The following is a 19,180-nucleotide window of genomic DNA, read 5'->3' as shown; positions in this document are numbered from 1 at the left end:
GATGAAAAAACCGATTCTGCTTTACCTGACGACCCTCGCCCTGGCCGCACTCTGCGGCGGGGCGGCGGCCGGGCAGGCCACGGCGCAGAGTGCGCCCGACATGTCGAAATACATCCTGACCCCGAAACCCGCCGACACCCCGCGCATCAACGGCGCGCGCGTCTTCGGCGTCCGTCCGGGTTCGGAATTCCTCTACACGATCGCCGCGACGGGCATCCGTCCGATGACCTTCTCGGCCGAAGGGCTTCCCAAAGGGCTGAAACTCGACCCCAAGACCGGACGGATCACGGGACGCGTAACCGCTCCGGGCGAATATACCGTGCACCTGAAAGCCACGAATGCACTGGGCAGCAGCGAGCGCAGCCTGAAGATCGTCGTGGGGAGCGAAATCGCACTCACCCCGCCGATGGGCTGGAACAGCTGGAACTGCTGGGCGCGCGACGTCACGCAGGAACAGGTGCTCTCGTCGGCACGCGCGATGGTCGAAAGCGGACTCGCCGACCACGGCTGGTCCTACATCAACATCGACGACGGCTGGCAGGGCAAACGCGGCGGCAAGGACAACGCGATCCAGCCGAACGCGAAATTCCCCGACATGAAGGGCCTCACGCGCGCCATTCATGACTTGGGCCTTCGGGTGGGCATCTACTCCACGCCGTGGATCGGGACCTATGCCGCGCACATCGGCAGCTACTCGGACAACCCCGACGGCGTCAACGAGTGGATCAAAAAAGGCCGGCACAACGAACATTACCGCTATCAGAAAGAGGGCGGTAACTACTGGAAGGACCGGACCGAAGTCTGGCACCTCGGCCCTTACTCCTTCGTGGAAGCCGACGTGAAGCAATGGGGTGAATGGGGCATCGACTACCTCAAGTACGACTGGAATCCGCTCGACTACTACCATGTCAAGGAGATGCACGACGCCCTTCGGACCCTCGACCGCGACGTCGTTTACAGCCTCTCGAACAGCGCACCCTACGGCGACGCACCCCAGTGGATGCAGTACTCCAACTGCTGGCGCACGACGGGCGACATCCGCGACACGTGGGAGAGCATCAGCAGCATCGGGTTCAGCCAGGACCGCTGGCTGCCCTTCAACCGCCCGGGCCATTGGGCCGACCCCGACATGCTGGTCGTGGGCATGGTGGGCTGGGGTCCGAAACTCCACTACACGCAGCTCACGGCCGACGAGCAGTATACCCACATCAGCCTCTGGTCGCTGCTGGCGGCGCCACTGCTGATCGGCTGCGACATGGCGCAGATGGACGACTTCACACGGAGCCTACTGACCAACGACGAGGTGATCGACGTCAACCAGGACCCGCTGGGCCTTCAGGCCGTAGCCGTCTGGCAGCAAGGCGACCAGGTGATCTACGTCAAACACCTCGAAGACGGTTCGATGGCCGTCGGGCTTTTCAACCGGGGCTGGCAGACCGTGAAGATGAATTTCACGCTCCGCATGCTGGGACTGCGCGGCAAACAGACCGTGCGCGACCTGTGGCGGCAGAAAGACCTCACGGAGTGCACCGACAAGTTCGAGACCGCCGTTGCACCCCACGGCGTCGTTCTGGTGAAGGTCTGCCCGGGCAACAGCCGCGAACAGGCGACCGGCAAATAGTAAATGCCCTGTTCCCATAACAAAAGACGGATACGCAGGTATCCGTCTTTTCCTTGAGCGGCATTGCCGCAATCCGACAGAAAAGCCTTCCGGAACGAATCCGAAAGGCTTTTCCGCTTGTGGGAACAAGCGGATTTGAACCGCTGACCTCCTGCTTGTCGAGCAGGCGCTCTAAACCAACTGAGCTATGCTCCCGGTATAAAAAACCATCCTGTCCTGGATGGTTTCGGTCGTGGGAGCTGAGGGATTCGAACCCCCGACCCTCTGCTTGTAAGGCAGACGCTCTGAACCAACTGAGCTAAGCTCCCCTTTCGCTGAATTGCGAGTGCAAATGTATGATAAATAAATCATTCCTGCAAGTCTTCAATTCTTTTTAGGGAATCTTTTTTCGCTGGCTGTTCGTTCGGTTGACACATTGGTTGACACATTTACATAAACTCAATGCTGGTTAAACAATAGTGAATTAGTTGATAATCTTATATTTGAATAAGCGAGGACAAACTTTGCAAAGGGGACTATAAATATACCCCTTTCGCAAAGTCTGTCCTTGCTCTGCTAATAGAAAATCGGCGCAAAATTTTCCCCTCACGCCGCTTTCCCGTTTTCAGCAATTTTCAGTAGCTTTGATTTCTATAAATAAAAAATCCCCGACCGCATGGCCGAGGATTATCTTTATATAAATTGCTCTAAATACTTTTCATTGAACCCCGCTAACGGGAATTTGAAATCTTTCAGTGTTCCGTCTGTTGCTGTATATGTAAAGCTAACGGCGTCGCTCTTGTTGTGAACGGCAAACAGGTTTACGCTCTCTGCGGAATTTGAAAACTCAATAACGTTAGGCATGATTAGCGTTATATCTCCTTTTATATCTTCTAACGGACAAGACATTGAAACTATCGGCTTCCCTCGTCTTTGAAATGTCATTTTTACGGGTTGCTGCTGGTCGATGTCCAATGCAAAGAAATAGTAAAAGGTAAACGGGACGGTTTCATCTTCTTTTCTCCCGACAAATAGGCAAACTCCGTCATAATCATTATAGGCTACGGATTTGGCAATGTAGGATATTTGTAAATCATCCTGTTTCTGCTTGCCAATTTTTCATTCTGTTTTTGGTGTTTTGTTCATTTTAGCTAAAATTTATGTTGTTAAATAAATCTCTGATTATGATATAAATATACGAAAAATCTGTGACTTGTGCAAGTAAAAAAGAAAGGACAAACTTACTAATGTAAGTCTGTCCAAACTTCGAGGATATTTAAAAAAATTATTTGCGTTTTACTTCATGTCTTACAAGGCTTCCACTAATTATTCCTGCTTTTACAGTTTCTTCATCAGCCGCCCTAAAATTCTTATATTTTGCAGGATAACCAGTTACCGTTACAGATTTGATTTTTCTTCCCCAAAGACCTGTTCTTATAACAATAGCTTCTTGCGTTTCAATCAACACATCGCCGCCACCATTGTTTGCAAGAGCCTCACTAATAGCAGTATTGATGCAATTTTTTAATCCGCCTTTTCGTACCTTTTTGGTCGGTACGAGAGTATAAGTAATTTTCTGATTAGCAACATCCAAATCACTAATTACAGCGGCAGCAAGAGGAGCTGTTACATCACGGGTGGTTGCTGTTTTATGCACAACAGAGCAAGAGGTCATGGTCAAAGCAGCGACAAACATCAGTATAATCGTTTTTTCATAATTGTAGAATTTAAGTTTGAAATAGGATTTTACATTAAGGCATTATTTTAAATATCCCCGAAATTTTATTTTGTATTCACCAATGGCAGGCACTTCAAATATTAACCATCCGCGTATCCCAAAATTTGATTTTATAGTTTGATTACTAAATCCATAAACATCAACGTCTTTAAGAAGTCTAATATCTTCAAGTTCTGTTTGCTTAACCATTGTCGCATAAGGATGTACTTCATATTCATTTCCATTATTATCAATTACACAGAAACAAGAATAATCAACAAGATGGGCTACTGAATCTCTGTTTACAAATTCTATTTCAAATAGAATAAACCTCCCCGATGTCCTTATATCTCGAAATCTTTTTTTGAAAGATTTTTTTTTCTTTCAAAACATTACATTGGTAAGGAGCCTCAATAACATTATGCTTAATGTTAGGGGATGATATTCCTGCGAATGGTATCGCGATAAAAATCAATAAAAATGACAGTAATTTTCTTTTCATACCTGAAAAAATATCGCTCCAGCACCACCGCGACGGTTATTTTTTTGATTTAAATAAACAGAAAGCGTGGTGCTGAAAACTTATTTTAGTCAGACAGGTCGTAGGAAACCTTGAAGATAAATAAGCAACAGCCCCACGCCTATATCCATGAATGGATATGACGCGGCAAGATGTTCACCTATTCTCTCTTCGGTCGAATTTCCTACGTTCGTCTGACGAGAATAAGCTACACTTTCCGTGTATTCAATATGTTACCACAAAAGTAACATATTCGATGGAAAATGCAAAACATCTTTCCGATTTCTCGGTGCTGTTGCTATTATTATGCCGCAAAGTTCTCAAAAACAAAGTTTCTATCCAATAGCGGAGCCTATGGAATTGCAATTTTGTTCGTTCTAACTTGGGGATAAAAGGTTTTGGGATTATGTCTGCATAAATGCCGTAATTGTGATGTGCAAATAGTTTGTATTGGCAGTTATCGACTTTATGCCAACACGAAAACGAAAATTAGGGGTAGTAAAATCTTGTAGAGATTACAATACCCCTAAATTCTGTAATTTATGCGTTCCAATAAATAGAAATACGGTTGTAGTTTTACTCTCCTGTAATTTTCCGTATCACGCTGTCCATACAGATAGACTGTCCGCTGGCTAATCGTCCCCACCAACAGCACCCGTATTCCTCGATAATAACCTCTCCCTCCCGTTTCAGACGTTCGGCCAGCCACGCATCAATCAACCACCATTCCATAATATCACCCAAGAATGGATAGATATATTCCTCGGGTAGCAGGTTCTTATTCAGCATTTCATCCACGACTGCGGTCTGATTCGTCAATACGCAATTCTCCACCAATCGCTGTGCCGTCATTGGATTCCCTGTTGTGCGGCTATGTTACGAAGCCATTGGTTCGCAAATGTTGTGTGGCTGGCCTGCAAGCGAGGGTTCAACGCTATTCCATCTTCCGACCATCTGACGCTGTTCTGCTCGATACCGCAATAGTCGTTGCGATAATAGTAGGGAATGAATTGCCGAGTTTCATTGTGCAGGGCAAACAGCATTTCGGGGTCGCGCATGGCATCGCCGTTCTGCTGTCCGTAATGAGCCAGCGAGAAAAAGTCGTACTTGTCGATGCGGCCGATTAGTTCGATGTGGACGGGCATATAAGTACCGTCCGAGTTGTCGATTTTGGTTGTTTGTAAAGCTAACATTTTGCGGAAAATCTCCGCCGCTCTCCTGTCAAGTGTTTTCATATCTGAAAAGATTTTACATTCGGCAAAGGGGAGGGGGCTTTAGTTGGTGTATCGGCTTGTGTGGAGTAGATACAAATAAGAGCCACTCATGTGGTGAATGGCTCTTAAGATTGATGACATTGAAGGATTTTTGAATAAATCCTATCTGTTTTTGAAAATATCAAAAACTTATTTGGATGAATAGACAACTCTACTTACAATGTCAATTAAAGTCTCGATTTTTAATCCCAGCTCATTGGGTTCGTTTGTTTTTGAATCAATTCCTTCCTTAATTAAAAGATTCGACAATTTCTCTAATAAAGATTCAAAATAATACTTTGTTTCTGACAATAGAATTTTATTTCCCTGCTGAGTAGTGGTATGCAGATTCTCAATTAAAGAGTGTTTGACAAGTAGGTCGAGTTCCTGTTTTTTTAACTCAATAATTTCCGTTGACATATTTTCAATTTCTTGGCGTGCCATAAGTTGTTACTATTTTCCCCTCTTATAATGTGCATCAGGATTGAGTTTTTTGCCTTAAATTGATTTTTTTGATTTTCAAAAAATATTTCTTTTTGAATTAAAATTCACTTCAAAAGACTCGTAATTTGCATCACTATATAAAGTTAAAGACATACCGTTCTCAAAGAGAATCATTAGTGAATCCCTTGTGTCGGAAATATCTATGTTCATAATTTTCTTATCTAATAGTAGCAAAAGATTATAGTCTTGATCAATGGGATATATTTCCTGATAGGAATACGTTTTATTGTCATATAATATCGAGAATGCCCCCATTATTTGAATATATCCTCCGTCCCAATATAAGCACACACTATTAATCGTATAACATATCTGTACAATTGGTTTGCCGATTAAGGCCTGCGAATCAAACTCTTTTGGTATTTTATACATGGCTGTAATTATTTTAACGTCTATAATAATTGGGTGGTAATGGGATGTGTGTTTCAGCCCTTGTTCCAGGCCTCATAGTAGTAGGATTTATTTTTTGGTATCCTCCTTGCGGCATCGGTTTTTCTAATACCCAATATCCATTAGGATATTGCTGTGTAGGTGGCATGATTCTAACTTTGAGCCCAGCAGGAGGGTTAATCATTGGAGTTTGGGGTGTATTAGTCGGAGATACGAAATTTGGAGTTGGCTTCGGTGCACCTTTCCTTCTCCCGAAAGAGTTATTTATTCCCATTGCCGTCACTCCGATAGCGGCTCCTCCTGTCAACAAGTAAGGGTCTGTCCATTGAGCGGCCATTTCGGCCCCAACCATTTTGGCAAAACTGCCTGCACTGGGATTCACATGGTCGTCGATTGCAGCCATCATAGCTTTTTCGGAATGGAATAATCCGAAAACAGCCATTTCATTCTTTGAAAAACCATGTGGCGATAATGTCAAGTCTCCATTGTCGTTCGTTTTCTGCATAAAATAAATGGCACTTCCATCTTTTCTCTGGTGTAAATAGGTCGTTCCTGCATTCGTCCAAATAACGCCATTGTCATCTTTATATGTTTCATCCTGCATACGGCGCCACATCATGTCGCCATTTTCATTCCTGTACCAGTCTTTGCCGTCCAGCTCTGTATTATTTATCGGATTACCACCTACGAATGCATACGGACTTTGGGGATAGTAATTCTCTGCATGGGGATCGACCGTCGGCCATCTTGCGTAAGTCAAATCTACAATTAATAATGTAAAAATGCAAATTGCGATTAAGTTTTTCGTTCTCATGGCAGTATGATTTAATGGTTAGTTGCTGTTTGTTTTCTGCGTTCTATCTCGTTTTGAATATCCTTCATCCATGCATCGTACATTTCAGGAGATGTTTCGACATAACCCAAGTCGCTGATTTTCTTCTTAGCCACTTGATATTGTGCATAATTATTGAGTGACCACTTATCTTCAGGCAAGCCTTTGCGACGTAACTCCTGCTGATAGGCTACGCCGTCGCAATACAGCTTGTCCGCAACCCGCATCCACGCAGGAAGATTGTTCGGGTCATATCGTAAAACTGTCTTTATACAACGTTCTACAAATGAGTCAGCACTATAAAGGCGCTCATAACCATATGTCAGTTCGACTAGAAGTTGAATGATAATCTCTCTGTCATCACACGGCTTCATGTAAGCACCAGTTTCAATAGCTCGCTGTGTAACCCCATTTCTTTCAATAATAAATACCTCTCTGGGCATCGAATAGTTTGTAAGCTCCACATTAATCAGCTTGCTGCCATCTTCGTTATGGTGCCTAATAAATGAGTGCATAGGAGCATAAGCAATATAAGCCTCCGCTCCGATTTCGTTTGCAAGTATTTTGTAGAAAAGCGGCAACGAGCGGCATTGTCCCGAATGGGTGCGCATAAGCTTTGTGACGAACATTTTTGTAAAGTCATTTTTGCCCATATAATCGTCGAAATCATACATATATGATTTATATCCGTTCAGTGGATTATCGTTTGTGAAAAATTCGAATAATGCCATATTGCCGCCGATTGGGTGTTCATTCAGGTTATTGAGCCGCATAAAGGCTTTGAGTTCATCTGCAATCTTAGCGATCTGTTGGCAATATACCGTGTAGTCTGACTGCCCTTGCAAAAATGCCCATTCAAGAAGAAATACACTCCGTTTTACACTCAATTCTGCTTTTCCGTCAAGCATCGCCGTTATTTCATCAAAAGCAGTCTGATAGAATTTGTCTTTGCAAATGGCAATAGGCTGTTCTGTCTGGAGTGGTTGCGCTTGACTTGGAGGAGTAATAAGAAACAGCAATTCCAAGCAACAAATTATTGCTGTCAGGAGTAGGTTTCTCCATTGAATTGTCATATGTGATTTACTGGTCATAAACAGGTAATATCTGTTTAACAAAGTTAAACTTTCGAGTTCAATAATCTCGGAAATTGCAACCTTACAATTGTTTCATAATAAATTGGTTATTAATGCATATGTCAATAAAAAATCTTATCAAAACCTTACGTTGCAAAATTTGCCGTAAGGCAGGTGGATTTTAGCAGTTGTTGACGTATATCTAAAGCAGAAAATATGTGACGTTATTTCAAATTTCCTTAATCCTCAAAATATGTCACCCTCTCTTATTAAATGAAAAAGCCCTCGTGCATAAGCACAGGGGCCGTATATCTAAAATGCAAAACCGCTGAAATCTGCTTCGGTTTGTTGTTCTCGTTCTATAATCTTCCGATATTGATTTTGCATATCGAGTGCCTTTATAAAGTAGGATAACGATACTTTTTCGGGTAAGGTTTTGCAACGTTCGTTCAGTTGATAGGTAATCGTTATCGGTTCCGATGCTGGTATCTACAATAAAAATTCAGTCAGTAAGAGGACAAACATTGTCAAGGGGTATGAATTATAGACCCCCTGTCAATGTCTGTCCTTGTCTTTTATGAACTGTTGCTACTGGTTAAGTAGAGAGTGAGGACAGACATTGTAAAAGGGTTTATCTTTTAGACCCTTTTACAAAGTTTGTCCTTGCTCCTCTCTACAATAAATGCTGCATAGCCGCATCTATCTGCGAGTTCTCGAATGAATCGAGGTAGATTTGCGTGGTAGATAGGTCGGAGTGTCCCAATGATTCGGAAATGAGGGCTACGCTTACACCTGACCTTTTCAAGACCGTAGCGAACGTATGCCGAGCGACATAGGTAGTCAGATGTTCGATGCCGACCCGCTGTCCGATTTTACGCAACCAGCGATTCGTGTTCGTCAGCACCTTGTGCGTTCGGTCATATCTCTGCTGTTCCGTTCTATGCACACGGCGGTCGAGTATCGGGAAAATATAATCTTCATCCGTCTGCCCTTGTCGCTGGTATTTGGCAATGATATTCCGCATTTCTTCCGTCAGCAGGAAATTAATCGGCTTGCCCGTTTTCTTGCGAACGTATTGCACCCGTCCGTCCCGTATGTTGCCGTATTTCAGCAGGGCGATGTCCGCAAAGTTAATCCCCGCTCCGAAATAGCTGAACACGAAAATATCCCGTGCCAATCGTTCGGATGGATAGCCTTGCGACAAATCGAGTGCAATAACCTTGCGCACGTCCTCTTTCGTGATGGCCCGTTTCTTCGTCCGCGTATCGAATTTGCTGACTTTATAGGTATCGAACGGGTAATAATCCCGTTTCACCAACTGCAATTCGACGGCCTTGTTGAACACGCTACGCAACGTGCGAAAGAGTTGGCTGATGGTCGTATCTCCGCAACCGCTCGTCCGTAACCAATTCTCGTAACGACGCAACCATACGGCGTCAATGTCGCTGAACGGAATTTGCAACCGCTACCCCGTGAATTTCAGCAACGATGTACGGGAGTATTTGTAAACACCTGCATTGCCGAGTTTTCCGCCGCGCGTCATGTCGTCAATCAGTTTATCGTACAATTCGACCACCGTCGCACAACAGACTTGATTGTGAAAATGGGACACGAGCGTTTCCGCCGTGTATTCGCGTTGCTGGGCGGTCATTTCGACAATCAAATCGTTGTATTCCGCCGTTTTTGCGGCTATCAGCCGTTCGATTTGCTCCTTGTTGGGACAATTCCGTTTAGGCTTGCCTTTCTCGAAATCCCAAAACTTTTCGTACAGGGAAAGACCGAGCGAAACGTATTTGCGTTTACGGTCTTTCGTAACTCGGAGCATTAAAGGAAGCGTTCCGTCTTTGAGAGGTTTGTACTTGTAACAAATGACCTCAATGTTTGCTTTCATGCGTCATGTTGGTTGACACATTGGTTAACACAAACGGGCAAAAAACGTGTAAACCGACCGCGGACGCAGACAAAAGAAAAACGACCCACATTGCTGTAAGTCGTTGATTTTCAGTTGTGGGAGCTGAGGGATTCGAACCCCCGACCCTCTGCTTGTAAGGCAGACGCTCTGAACCAGCTGAGCTAAGCTCCCCTAAAAATGGCTTGGGACTGCAAAGGCAATCTTCCGATTACCCCCGGACCACCCTTTTACAGACGATCCCTTGCAGGCGTTTTTGAAAGAACCTCTACGCAACCCTCGCGCATCTGCGCCTGAACAAGGACTTGAACCTAGGACCCCATGATTAACAGTCATGTGCTCTAACCAACTGAGCTATTCAGGCTTTTCGAGACGAATTGTATCGTCGTTTCGGAGTGCAAATATATAGCAAATTTTCATTCCCGCAAAATTATTGCACGAATTTTTCGTAAAAAAAGTATCTTTGCATGTCGCACAAATCGTAAAGAAATGATCTTGAAACGTGTTATTTCTCTTATTCTCTTGGCACTATGCGCCTTAACGGGCCTGGCGCAGGAACGTCTGACTTTTCAGCCCGATGCGTGGGACTTCGGCACGATCCGCGAAACCGACGGCCGCGTGAGCCACACGTTCACGGGCGTCAACCGCAGCGACAGCCCCCTGGTGATTCTCGACGTAGTGACCACCTGCGGCTGCACGGTCCCCGATTTCTCGAAGAAACCGATCCTTCCGGGCGAAAAGACGCAAATCACCGTCACCTACGACCCCGCCAACCGCCCCGGCGCATTCACCAAGGAACTGTGGGTCTACTCCTCGGAAAAGCGGAAAATCGCCACGCTCACCGTGCAGGGGAGCGTCATTCCGCGGCAGAAAACCGTCGAGGAACTCTACCCCGTCGATGCCGGCGGAGGGCTGCGGCTGGCCTCGACGCTCAACGCCTTCTCCTATATTTATCCGGGCCGGCAGGTGCAGGCGGCGATCGGCTACGCGAACACCTCGAAGCGCCCGGTCCGCCTCGAACTGCGCCCCGAAACCACGAGCGGACTGCTCCGGACCGGCTATCCGAGACAGGTCGCGCCGGGCGAACGGGGTGAAATCAACTTCTCCTACCTCATCCCCGCCGACAAGCCCCGCTACGGGACCGTGCGCGACGCACTGGAGGTCGTGGTCGACGGCCGCAGCAACGGCACGACGCTCGTCACGCACGGCATCGGCGTCGACCCGCAGCCCGCGGATGCGACACAAAACGCCCCGAAAGCCGATTTTTCGGAAAATATCCTTAAATTTGGGCCGGTCAAACATGCGGGACCGGTTCGGAGAATGTACCTTACGCTCTCGAACGCGGGCGGCGCGGAGCTGATCGTGCGGGCCGTCGAGGGCGAGGGACACGTAGCCACGACACTCGCCCCGGGACTGAAAATCACCCCCGGGGATTCGGTGCGCTGCGAAATCCTGCTCGATCCCCGGGCGCAGGACTACGGCATCGTGACCGAACACCTCGTGGTGGTGACCAACGACCCCCTGCGGCCCATGCGGCGCATCCGGGTGACGGCGGTCATCGAAGAGTGACACACAAACACACAACGGATATAATGTACCCCATTCTTGAAAAAAGACTCCTCGCGGAGGGCATCTGGCTGATGAAGGTCCTCGCACCGCGCGTGGCCCGTTCGGCACAGCCCGGACAATTCGTCATCGTACGCGTCGACGAACACGGCGAGCGCATCCCGCTCACGATCTCCGATTTCGACGCTGCGGAGGGCAGCGTGACCATCGTCACCCAGGCCATCGGCGCCTCGACGCGCAAAATCTGCGCACGGAACGAGGGCGAGGCTCTCGCCGACTTCGCAGGCCCGCTGGGCCACCCTTCGGAATTCGTCAAAATGCCCCTCGAAGAGCTGCGCAAACGCCGCTACCTGTTCGTGGCGGGCGGCGTGGGCACGGCCCCGGTCTACCCGCAGGTCAAATGGCTCAAGGAACACGGCGTAAAGGCCGATGTCATCATCGGCGCCAAGACACGCGGCATGCTGATTTATACCGACGCCATGCGCGCGGTGGCCGAAAACCTCTACATCGCCACCGACGACGGTTCGGAAGGGTTCAAGGGACTCGTGACGGCGCTGATCGGAGAACTGATCGAAAAGGAGGGCAGGCGCTACGACGAATGCGTGGCCATCGGCCCGATGATCATGATGAAGTTCGTGGCCCTCACCACGAAGAAATACGGCCTGAAGACCACCGTATCGCTCAACGCGCTGATGGTCGACGGCACGGGCATGTGCGGCGCCTGCCGCGTGACGGTCGGCGGCCGGACGCGCTTCACGTGCGTCGACGGCCCGGAATTCGACGCCCACGAGGTCGATTTCGACGAGGCGATGCGCCGGCAGGGCATGTACCGCACCCAGGAGCAGCGCGCCGCGGTCATCGAGGCCGAGCGCGAGGCCGGACACGTATGTAAGATCGGATTGGACAAATAGATTATGGCAAACAAGATACCCCGCGTGCCGGTGCGCGAACAGGACCCGGCGATCCGTGCGACCAATTTCGAGGAGGTCTGCTACGGCTACGACCTCGAAGAGGCCACGCTCGAAGCCTCGCGCTGCCTGCGTTGTAAGAATCCCCGCTGCGTGGCGGCCTGCCCCGTAGGCATCCGCATCCCCGACTTTATCGCCGCGCTGCACGAAGGGCGGCTGCAGGAGGCTGCCGACATCATCTCCAAGGACAGTTCGCTGCCCTCGATCTGCGGCCGCGTCTGCCCGCAGGAGAGCCAGTGCGAAGGTTCGTGCATCCTGGGCATCAAGGGCCAACCGGTCGCCGTGGGCAAACTCGAACGCTTCGTCGGCGACTGGAAACTCGAACACGGCGCCCCCGTACAGCCCGCCGCAACCCGCAACGGCCATAAAGTCGCCGTCATCGGCAGCGGCCCGGCCGGGCTGGCCTGCGCCAGCGACCTGGCCCGCATGGGCTACGAAGTGAAGATTTTCGAGGCGCTGCACGAGGCGGGCGGCGTGCTGGTCTACGGCATTCCCGAGTTCCGTCTCCCGAAGGAGCGGATCGTGGCGCGCGAAATCGCCCAGGTCGAACGGCTGGGTGTCGGGATCGAGACCGACGTGATCGTGGGCCGCACCGTGACGATCGACTCGCTGATGGACGAGGAAGGGTTCGACGCCGTCTTCATCGGCTCGGGCGCCGGGCTGCCCCGTTTCATGGGCATCCCGGGCGAGAACCTCAACGGCGTGGTTTCGGCCAACGAGTTCCTGACGCGGGCCAATCTGATGCACGCCTACGACAAGGCGTACGACACCCCGATCTACGTCGGGCAGCGTGTCGTGGTCGTGGGCGGCGGCAACGTGGCGATGGACGCCGTGCGCACGGCCAAGCGGCTGGGCGCGGAGGCCACGATCGTCTACCGCCGTTCGGAAAAAGAGCTTCCGGCGCGCGTCGAGGAGGTCCACCACGCCAAGGAGGAGGGCATCCGCTTCCGCATGCTGACCAACCCCACCGAGATCCTCGGCGACGAAAGAGGCTGGGTGACGGGGCTGCGCTGCGTGGAGATGGAGCTGGGCGAACCCGACGAAAGCGGCCGCCGCTCGCCGGTGGTGAAGGAGGGTTCGGATTTCGAAATCGCCTGCGACGTGGTGATCATGGCGCTGGGAACCTCGCCCAATCCGCTGCTGGCCGCCACGACCGCCGGTCTGGAGACCACCCGCCGCGGCTGCATCACGGCCGACGAGCGCGGCGCGACGACTCGTCCGGGTGTCTTCGCGGGCGGCGACGCCGTGACGGGCGCCGCGACGGTCATCCTGGCCATGGGCGCGGGACGGACCGCAGCCAAGGCCATCGACGAATATGTAAAATCGCGTGCGAACGGCATACATTAGGCAAAAAATCCGTACATTAGCGCCGACATGCAAAGCTGATAAATTCCAACACCATGAAAAACATCAAATCCCTGATTGCCGTCCTGGCCCTCTGCGGCCTGGCAGCCTGCGCTGACAACACCCCCAAAACCTTCTCGGGATTCATCGCAGACGCCTCGATGAACACCGTCACCGTCCGCGCGCTGACCGCCGACGACACCTACACCTTCTCGACCATGAATGCCGACAAGAGCGACGCCAACGGCCTGCTGCTCGGAGCCCCGATCACCGTGGACTACACGGGCAAACTGAAGGACGGAACCGCCGCCACGAAGGTCGCGACCGATCCCACCTACGCCGAAGCCGTCGGCAAATGGACGATGCCCGACCCGATCAGCCCCGAAAGCGTCATGGGCATCGAGATCATGGTCGAAGGCGAAGCCAAATCGATCAACATGGCGACGCTGGCCTACACTTCGTGGGAGCTGCAGGGCGAAACGAACAAAATCCTGCTCAAGGGCCAGAGCCTCGGCAACGGCCAGACCATCGACTTCACCGAGACGGGCGTGATCGCCCAAACGGCCGACGGGAACTACACCCTCACGATCGAGGGCACGGGCACGGTCTACACCAAGGCCAGGCAGTAAACAGTTTTCCGCACCGAAAAGCCAGCGCCTCCGGACCTCCGGGGGCGCTTTTGTTTCCGGCGGGGCAACGGCTTTTTTCCCGAAAATAGCGGCTCCGGCGCTTGCTAAATCCGCGCTAAATGCGTAAATTTGTGGCTACTAACCCGTTTATCCGAACCATGAACAAAATTCTGACGGGAGCCTTGCTGCTCCTCTGTTCCTTCAGCGCCGCGGCGCAGACTCCCCGCGACTCGATTGCATTCGCCACTGCCGAATGGCGCACGGCCGACCTCGGCGGCGGTGCCGAATGCCGCTATGCCCAGATCGACATGTTCGGGTCGCGGCAGAGCATCTCCGTCGCCACCTACCCCGGACGCAGGTTCACCACCTCGATCGTCCACCTCGACCGCAGGGCCGAGTCCACGAGCGATCTGGGCAAAGCCGCCGGCGCGGACATCGCCGTCAACGGCAGTTACTTCAATGTCAAAACCTTCGAACCGGTCACCTTCGTCCTGCTCGACAGGAAAATCCTGGGACGCACCACCCCCGAGGAGACGTCGCGCACCAACGGCGTCATCGCCTTCAAGGACCGCAAGGGACGCCGGATGGAGATTTTCCCGTGCGACACGACGCAGTACGCCGACGTGGCGCGCCGTTACCGCTCGGCGCTGGCCGCAGGCCCGGTGCTGATCAACGGCGGCAAGGTGGTCGAATACACCTCCGGGAGCAGCTTCTACACCCGCCGCCATCCCCGGACGCTGATCGGCAAGCGGGCCGACGGCACGGTGGTGATGGCCGTGATCGACGGGCGTTTCAAAGGCCGGGGCGACGGCGCGACCATCGCTGAAACAGCCTACATCGCGCGCCAGCTCGGACTTACCGAGGCGCTGAACCTCGACGGCGGCGGCTCCTCGACGCTCTGGACGGCGCAGGAAGGCGTCCTCAACCATCCCTACGACAACCGCCGCTTCGACCACGAAGGCGAGCGCGGGGTCCCCAACTGCATCGTGGTCCGCAGGTAACCGACCAGCGACCCGGAATCAAAAAACGCGGTTTGATGAAGTTGCATCAAACCGCGTTTCCATTAACCTTGCCTCCTTATCGCTTCGACCGCACGTACTCGTCGTACATCCGGTCGTAACAAGCTTTCAACTGCGGAAACTCCGCCTTCTTCACCTCGTACATGAAGACGCCCCGGTAGTGCGCATCCTCGTACAGAGCCTTCATGACCGCCGCCCAGTCGTTGTCGCCCCGGCCCTGACCCGGCAGTTCGTGGCACTCGTTGCGGCCGTCGCCGTCGCTGACATGGATCGTTTTCACCCGCCGTCCGAGCGCCGTGATCAGCAGTTCGGGATTGTCGATGTGGTTGGTGTCGACCGCAGCGTCCACCTCCCGGGGCATCAGCGACATGATGTGCAGCACCTCTTCGACGGTCCGGCCCAGCGGGCGTTCGTAGTTCCCGTCCTTGACCAGTTCATGGCCCAGCATGTTCTCGATCACCACCCGGGCGCCGATCTTCTTCGCATCGGGAAGCAGTTCTCCGACCGAGCGCACCAGTCGGGCGATCCGCGCGTCGCGCTCCCCGTGCCCGAGATACCAGCTCGGATGGAAGAGCACGATCCGGGGCGAAAGTATCTTGCAGAAACGCAGCACCCGCCGGTTCAGTTCGACGCTTTTCCGCCGCACGGCCTCGTCCGTCTGCGAAAGATCGATCTCCCGGCCGTAAGGCATGTGCACCGACCAGACTTCGATTCCGGCGCGTTTGAGGTCGCGCTTCAACCGACGGCAGCGCGCCTCGATCTGCCGATCGTCGGTCATCTCCTTGTCCAAGAACAGTTTCGACGCGCTGATCTCGATGGCGTCGATACCCGCCTTCTTCGCCTCTGCGAAGGTTTCGTAGGTCCAATTCGACACCGGGCCGAAAATCCCGGACGAAGAACCCACTTTCAGCCGCGGCGGCTGCCCGGCAAACACCGGGATTGTGCATAGGACCGCAAGCAGCAGCAGTCCGGTTCTGTAAAGTTTCATAAATGCAAAGATCGTAAAAAGTCAGGCCGATGCAAAACCGGGCCGGCATGCGGGACGGCCGAACGTTACAACGGATAAAAGGGGCGTACCAAGTGTTGGTACGCCCCTTGTGAATAAACTTATTTGACGACGGCTCCGATCACCGTCTTGCCCTCGCGCGAAGCGCCGGTCTGGTCGACCGTGCTGACCGCCTCGCCGAACGCCGGGTCGAGCGTCTCGCCCAGTATCTTCAAATCCGAAGCGGACATGCCGTACTGGCGTGCCGGATTCGCGTCGCCGAGCAGTACGCAGGTCTTCATCGTACCGCCGTTGTCGCCCAGCGGGCTGAGCATCGAAGCCGGATCGAACGCCGCGCCTCCGACGGCCATACCGTCGGCATTGTAGACCGTGCCTCCGATAATGGAGCTGGCGACCTTGTAGCTGGCGTCCTTGAACCAGGCGACATCGTCGGCAGCGCCGTCCGTCGTATTGCCGGAGATCAGCGTATTGTAGACCTCGATGGCTCCTCCGACGGCAGCCTGCTGCAATCCGGCGCCGTTTCCGGCCGTCACCGTCGTGTTGCCGGCAATCGTACAGCTGACGATCACCGCCTTGCTCGGTTTGGCCGCCGTGCCGTAGACCGCGATACCGCCGCCCTTTCCGGAATGGTTTCCGTAAAGCGTCGAATTGACGATCACCAGGTTGCCGTTCTCGCGGACGTAAATACCGCCGCCGTTCTTGGTGGCATGTTCGGGATTGACGCTGTTGTTCGAGATCGTGGTGTTGCTGATCAGCACGTTGGTCTTGCCGCCCGTGTCGCCGAAGATATACATGCAGATACCGACTCCCGAGGTCTTGTTGTTGTTGAACGTACAGTTGTTGATCCGCAGCAGTTTGGCTCCGTCGGCCCACAGACATCCGCCGTTGTATGCCGCCGTCGACTTGGTCGCGTTGTCGGAGACCACGCAGTTGTCGAACAGCGCCTCGGCTCCCGCGTCGACGCGGATCGCACCCATGCGGATGTCCGTATTTTCGACAATCTTGCAGTTGAGGATGTCCACCGTCGCGTTGCCGATGAAAATGCCCGCGCCGTAACTCTGGAAGAACTTCACGCCGTTGATCGTCGTGCTGCCCACCGTGCCGAACTGCGACGAACCGTTCTTGATCGTGAATCCGTCGAGCGAGGCCTTCATGCCGTTCATCTTGGCCGCCGTCACCGCAACCACGTGGCATACGGCATGGTTACCGTCCAGAATCGTCTCGTTCACGGCAGGATCGGCCACGGCACCCTCGGCCGCATCGGCCGGATAGCCGCCGATCATCGAGAAGTTGCTGTGGATCTCGAACGTGTTGTCCAGCGCGGTCTTCATGCCCGTCAGCGGCACCGAAGGCACGTAAGAGCCCGCAGCCACGTGGATCACGTCGCCGTTCATCGCCAGGTCGATGGCGTTGGCCAGCGTGGTCGCCGTCTCCCACGTCAGGCCGTCCTTGTCGGCCGAGCCGTCGGTCTTGACGTAGTAGTGCGTCGCAAGATCCGAAGCGCTCGCGGCGGCCTGCGTCACGGGCAGCGTGGTGTTCTCGCCCTTGATGACATAGGCCGAGATCGTCGCCGTGCGTTCGTCGAGCGTACGGTTGGCGGCCACGGTCACGGTGATCGTGGCGTCGCCCTGTCCGTACGACGGATCGAACGACACCCAGTCCTTGTCGCATTCGATGCGCCACGGAAGGTTCGATTTGATCGAAAGGTCGTAGTCCTTGGTAGCCTTCTCTGCGATGATGCTCTCCTCCACGAACGACAGTTCGGGTGTCTCGGGAGTAAAGGCCGTATCGTCGCTAAAATCCTGGCAGGCTCCCAGCGCCGCGCATGCGGCCGTCAGGAGCAGGTATTGAAATATCGTTTTCATCGGTTCCGTCGTTTATTGTTCAACAATCGCCAGTCCGGTCGCCACCTTGCGCATGACCCCGCCTTGGTCGGTCGGCCAGTTCAGCAGTTTGAGTTCGCCCTCCGCGCCGTCACGGGCGATGAAGGTCGACGAGCCTCCGCCGTCGAGGTTGAGCGCGTCGTAGGCTCCGCAGGCCGACATCAGGTTCATCAGGTCCAGCAGATCGGCGCCGTTCGAGTAGTAGAAATTACGGCCGTCGACCACCATCAGGTAGACCTCCTTGCCGTCCTGCGACACGCCGATTGCGGTGCGCGGTTCCATGTTCGCCACCGGCATCGTGTTGGCGCTCTGGTCCAGCTGCTCGCCGTTCTTCAGCAGCAGCGTGCTGCGGCCGCAGACCGCCTCGCGGACGATGTCCTTGTCGAGAGCGTACTCCTCCGCCGTGAAGCAGTAGGCCGTGTTGTCCTTCGAGATCACGAAGACGTTGCAGTCCGTACGGTTGAACGAAGTCTTCACCGCCACGCCGTCGCGGTAGCACACGCCGTAGGGAATGTAGGTCGTCGTATTGAAGAAGTCGGCGTTCGTACCGCCCAAGACCCTCTTCCCGTTCTTCTGCATCGCCTCGAGCTGCTTCATAATCGTCTGTCCGGTGCCCACCGCGTCCTTGTCGTTGGCGAGCGTCGTGCGCAGGGTGATTTTGTCGCTCAAGGCAATCCGGAACAGGAACATCTGCATGGCCAGTCCGTCGTCGGCCAGAAATGCCATCTCCAGCACGTCCACACCGTCGGCCAGGTTGTAGGCCCTGTCGCTCTTCACATGAGCCACATATCCGTTCGACCCGTCGACGATGCTCTGTCCCCAGGCTGTCTGAGCCGTCGTGTCGAACTTGGCGTATTCGTCGAAAGCATTCGAATTGTCGCACGCCGCAAGCAGCCACACGCACAACAGCATTCCGATCATATATCTGTATGTTTTCATCGTTTTATCGTTTTATGCATATTGGACA

18 protein-coding genes and 4 tRNA genes are annotated in these 19,180 nt (G+C 52.9%); 6 read left to right on the top strand and 16 right to left on the bottom strand.

What is annotated here, in order from left to right; translation table 11 throughout:
• Window position 1: 1 nt before the first annotated feature.
• Window positions 2-1,621 (top strand): putative Ig domain-containing protein, encoded by a 1,620-nt coding sequence (locus ACGHP5_RS09835; protein WP_390566421.1) that lies wholly within the window; start codon window positions 2-4, stop codon window positions 1,619-1,621.
• A 120-nt stretch (window positions 1,622-1,741) separates the two neighbouring features.
• Here the strand turns inward: ACGHP5_RS09835 and ACGHP5_RS09830 are convergent.
• The 13 genes from ACGHP5_RS09830 to ACGHP5_RS09770 all read right to left on the bottom strand — a co-directional run bounded on the left by ACGHP5_RS09830 (window position 1,742) and on the right by ACGHP5_RS09770 (window position 10,162).
• Window positions 1,742-1,816, bottom strand: a tRNA-Val gene (locus ACGHP5_RS09830).
• Between the two features lie 38 nt (window positions 1,817-1,854).
• Window positions 1,855-1,929, bottom strand: a tRNA-Val gene (locus ACGHP5_RS09825).
• 956 nt (window positions 1,930-2,885) lie between these two features.
• Window positions 2,886-3,296 carry a hypothetical protein gene (locus tag ACGHP5_RS09820; RefSeq protein ID WP_337772262.1) on the bottom strand — a complete coding sequence of 137 codons (411 nt, stop codon included), beginning with the start codon at window positions 3,294-3,296 and terminating at the stop codon, window positions 2,886-2,888.
• Window positions 3,297-3,359: 63 nt separating this feature from the next.
• Window positions 3,360-3,527 (bottom strand): hypothetical protein, encoded by a 168-nt coding sequence (locus ACGHP5_RS09815; RefSeq protein ID WP_390566419.1) that lies wholly within the window; start codon window positions 3,525-3,527, stop codon window positions 3,360-3,362.
• Window positions 3,528-4,413: 886 nt separating this feature from the next.
• Window positions 4,414-4,689 carry a hypothetical protein gene (locus ACGHP5_RS09810; protein WP_390566417.1) on the bottom strand — a complete coding sequence of 92 codons (276 nt, stop codon included), beginning with the start codon at window positions 4,687-4,689 and terminating at the stop codon, window positions 4,414-4,416.
• On the bottom strand, window positions 4,686-5,072 hold the full coding sequence (locus ACGHP5_RS09805; RefSeq protein ID WP_337772266.1) for a DUF6908 domain-containing protein: 387 nt from the start codon (window positions 5,070-5,072) through the stop codon (window positions 4,686-4,688). Before ACGHP5_RS09805 ends, ACGHP5_RS09810 begins: the two co-directional genes overlap by 4 nt.
• Before the next feature lie 168 nt (window positions 5,073-5,240).
• Window positions 5,241-5,534 (bottom strand): hypothetical protein, encoded by a 294-nt coding sequence (locus ACGHP5_RS09800; RefSeq protein ID WP_337772267.1) that lies wholly within the window; start codon window positions 5,532-5,534, stop codon window positions 5,241-5,243.
• Between the two features lie 445 nt (window positions 5,535-5,979).
• Window positions 5,980-6,798: a hypothetical protein gene (locus ACGHP5_RS09795; protein WP_337772268.1), complete on the bottom strand. Its 819-nt coding sequence runs from the start codon at window positions 6,796-6,798 to the stop codon at window positions 5,980-5,982.
• An 11-nt stretch (window positions 6,799-6,809) separates the two neighbouring features.
• Entirely contained in the window at window positions 6,810-7,907 is a 1,098-nt protein-coding gene (locus tag ACGHP5_RS09790) for a hypothetical protein (RefSeq protein WP_337772270.1), read from the bottom strand.
• A 655-nt stretch (window positions 7,908-8,562) separates the two neighbouring features.
• On the bottom strand, window positions 8,563-9,351 hold the full coding sequence (locus ACGHP5_RS09785; RefSeq protein WP_390566415.1) for a tyrosine-type recombinase/integrase: 789 nt from the start codon (window positions 9,349-9,351) through the stop codon (window positions 8,563-8,565).
• Between the two features lie 3 nt (window positions 9,352-9,354).
• Entirely contained in the window at window positions 9,355-9,780 is a 426-nt protein-coding gene (locus ACGHP5_RS09780; protein ID WP_390566413.1) for an Arm DNA-binding domain-containing protein, read from the bottom strand.
• 117 nt (window positions 9,781-9,897) lie between these two features.
• A tRNA-Val gene (locus tag ACGHP5_RS09775) sits at window positions 9,898-9,972 on the bottom strand.
• Window positions 9,973-10,088: 116 nt separating this feature from the next.
• A tRNA-Asn gene (locus tag ACGHP5_RS09770) sits at window positions 10,089-10,162 on the bottom strand.
• A 125-nt stretch (window positions 10,163-10,287) separates the two neighbouring features.
• Between ACGHP5_RS09770 and ACGHP5_RS09765 the strand changes: the two genes are divergently transcribed.
• From ACGHP5_RS09765 to ACGHP5_RS09745, 5 genes are all read left to right on the top strand, one after another.
• A complete protein-coding gene (locus ACGHP5_RS09765; RefSeq protein WP_390566411.1) occupies window positions 10,288-11,367 on the top strand; it encodes a DUF1573 domain-containing protein in 1,080 nt (359 codons plus the stop codon).
• Between the two features lie 23 nt (window positions 11,368-11,390).
• On the top strand, window positions 11,391-12,275 hold the full coding sequence (locus tag ACGHP5_RS09760) for a sulfide/dihydroorotate dehydrogenase-like FAD/NAD-binding protein (RefSeq protein ID WP_290533530.1): 885 nt from the start codon (window positions 11,391-11,393) through the stop codon (window positions 12,273-12,275).
• A gap of 3 nt (window positions 12,276-12,278) precedes the next feature.
• The gene (gene gltA / locus ACGHP5_RS09755) at window positions 12,279-13,679 is read left to right on the top strand and encodes an NADPH-dependent glutamate synthase (RefSeq protein ID WP_337756080.1); all 1,401 of its coding nucleotides are present in this window, start codon (window positions 12,279-12,281) and stop codon (window positions 13,677-13,679) included.
• Between the two features lie 53 nt (window positions 13,680-13,732).
• Window positions 13,733-14,305, top strand: a complete 573-nt coding sequence (locus ACGHP5_RS09750) for a lipocalin family protein (RefSeq protein WP_337756079.1) — start codon at window positions 13,733-13,735, stop codon at window positions 14,303-14,305.
• Between the two features lie 158 nt (window positions 14,306-14,463).
• Window positions 14,464-15,306, top strand: a complete 843-nt coding sequence (locus ACGHP5_RS09745; protein WP_337772276.1) for a phosphodiester glycosidase family protein — start codon at window positions 14,464-14,466, stop codon at window positions 15,304-15,306.
• A gap of 76 nt (window positions 15,307-15,382) precedes the next feature.
• On the opposite strand, the gene ACGHP5_RS09740 is transcribed toward ACGHP5_RS09745, so the two are convergent.
• The 3 genes from ACGHP5_RS09740 to ACGHP5_RS09730 all read right to left on the bottom strand — a co-directional run bounded on the left by ACGHP5_RS09740 (window position 15,383) and on the right by ACGHP5_RS09730 (window position 19,152).
• A complete protein-coding gene (locus tag ACGHP5_RS09740; RefSeq protein ID WP_337772278.1) occupies window positions 15,383-16,312 on the bottom strand; it encodes a sugar phosphate isomerase/epimerase family protein in 930 nt (309 codons plus the stop codon).
• A gap of 119 nt (window positions 16,313-16,431) precedes the next feature.
• Window positions 16,432-18,195 (bottom strand): BACON domain-containing protein, encoded by a 1,764-nt coding sequence (locus tag ACGHP5_RS09735; protein WP_290533535.1) that lies wholly within the window; start codon window positions 18,193-18,195, stop codon window positions 16,432-16,434.
• A 12-nt stretch (window positions 18,196-18,207) separates the two neighbouring features.
• Window positions 18,208-19,152, bottom strand: coding sequence for a phosphodiester glycosidase family protein (locus tag ACGHP5_RS09730; protein WP_290533536.1), 945 nt, complete (start codon window positions 19,150-19,152; stop codon window positions 18,208-18,210).
• Between the last annotated feature and the right edge of the window lie 28 nt (window positions 19,153-19,180).

Origin of the sequence: Alistipes sp. i18-0019-D1 (assembly GCF_042852885.1) — a bacterium.
GTDB lineage: Bacteria > Bacteroidota > Bacteroidia > Bacteroidales > Rikenellaceae > Alistipes.
This window is presented reverse-complemented; position numbering and strand designations above follow the sequence as displayed.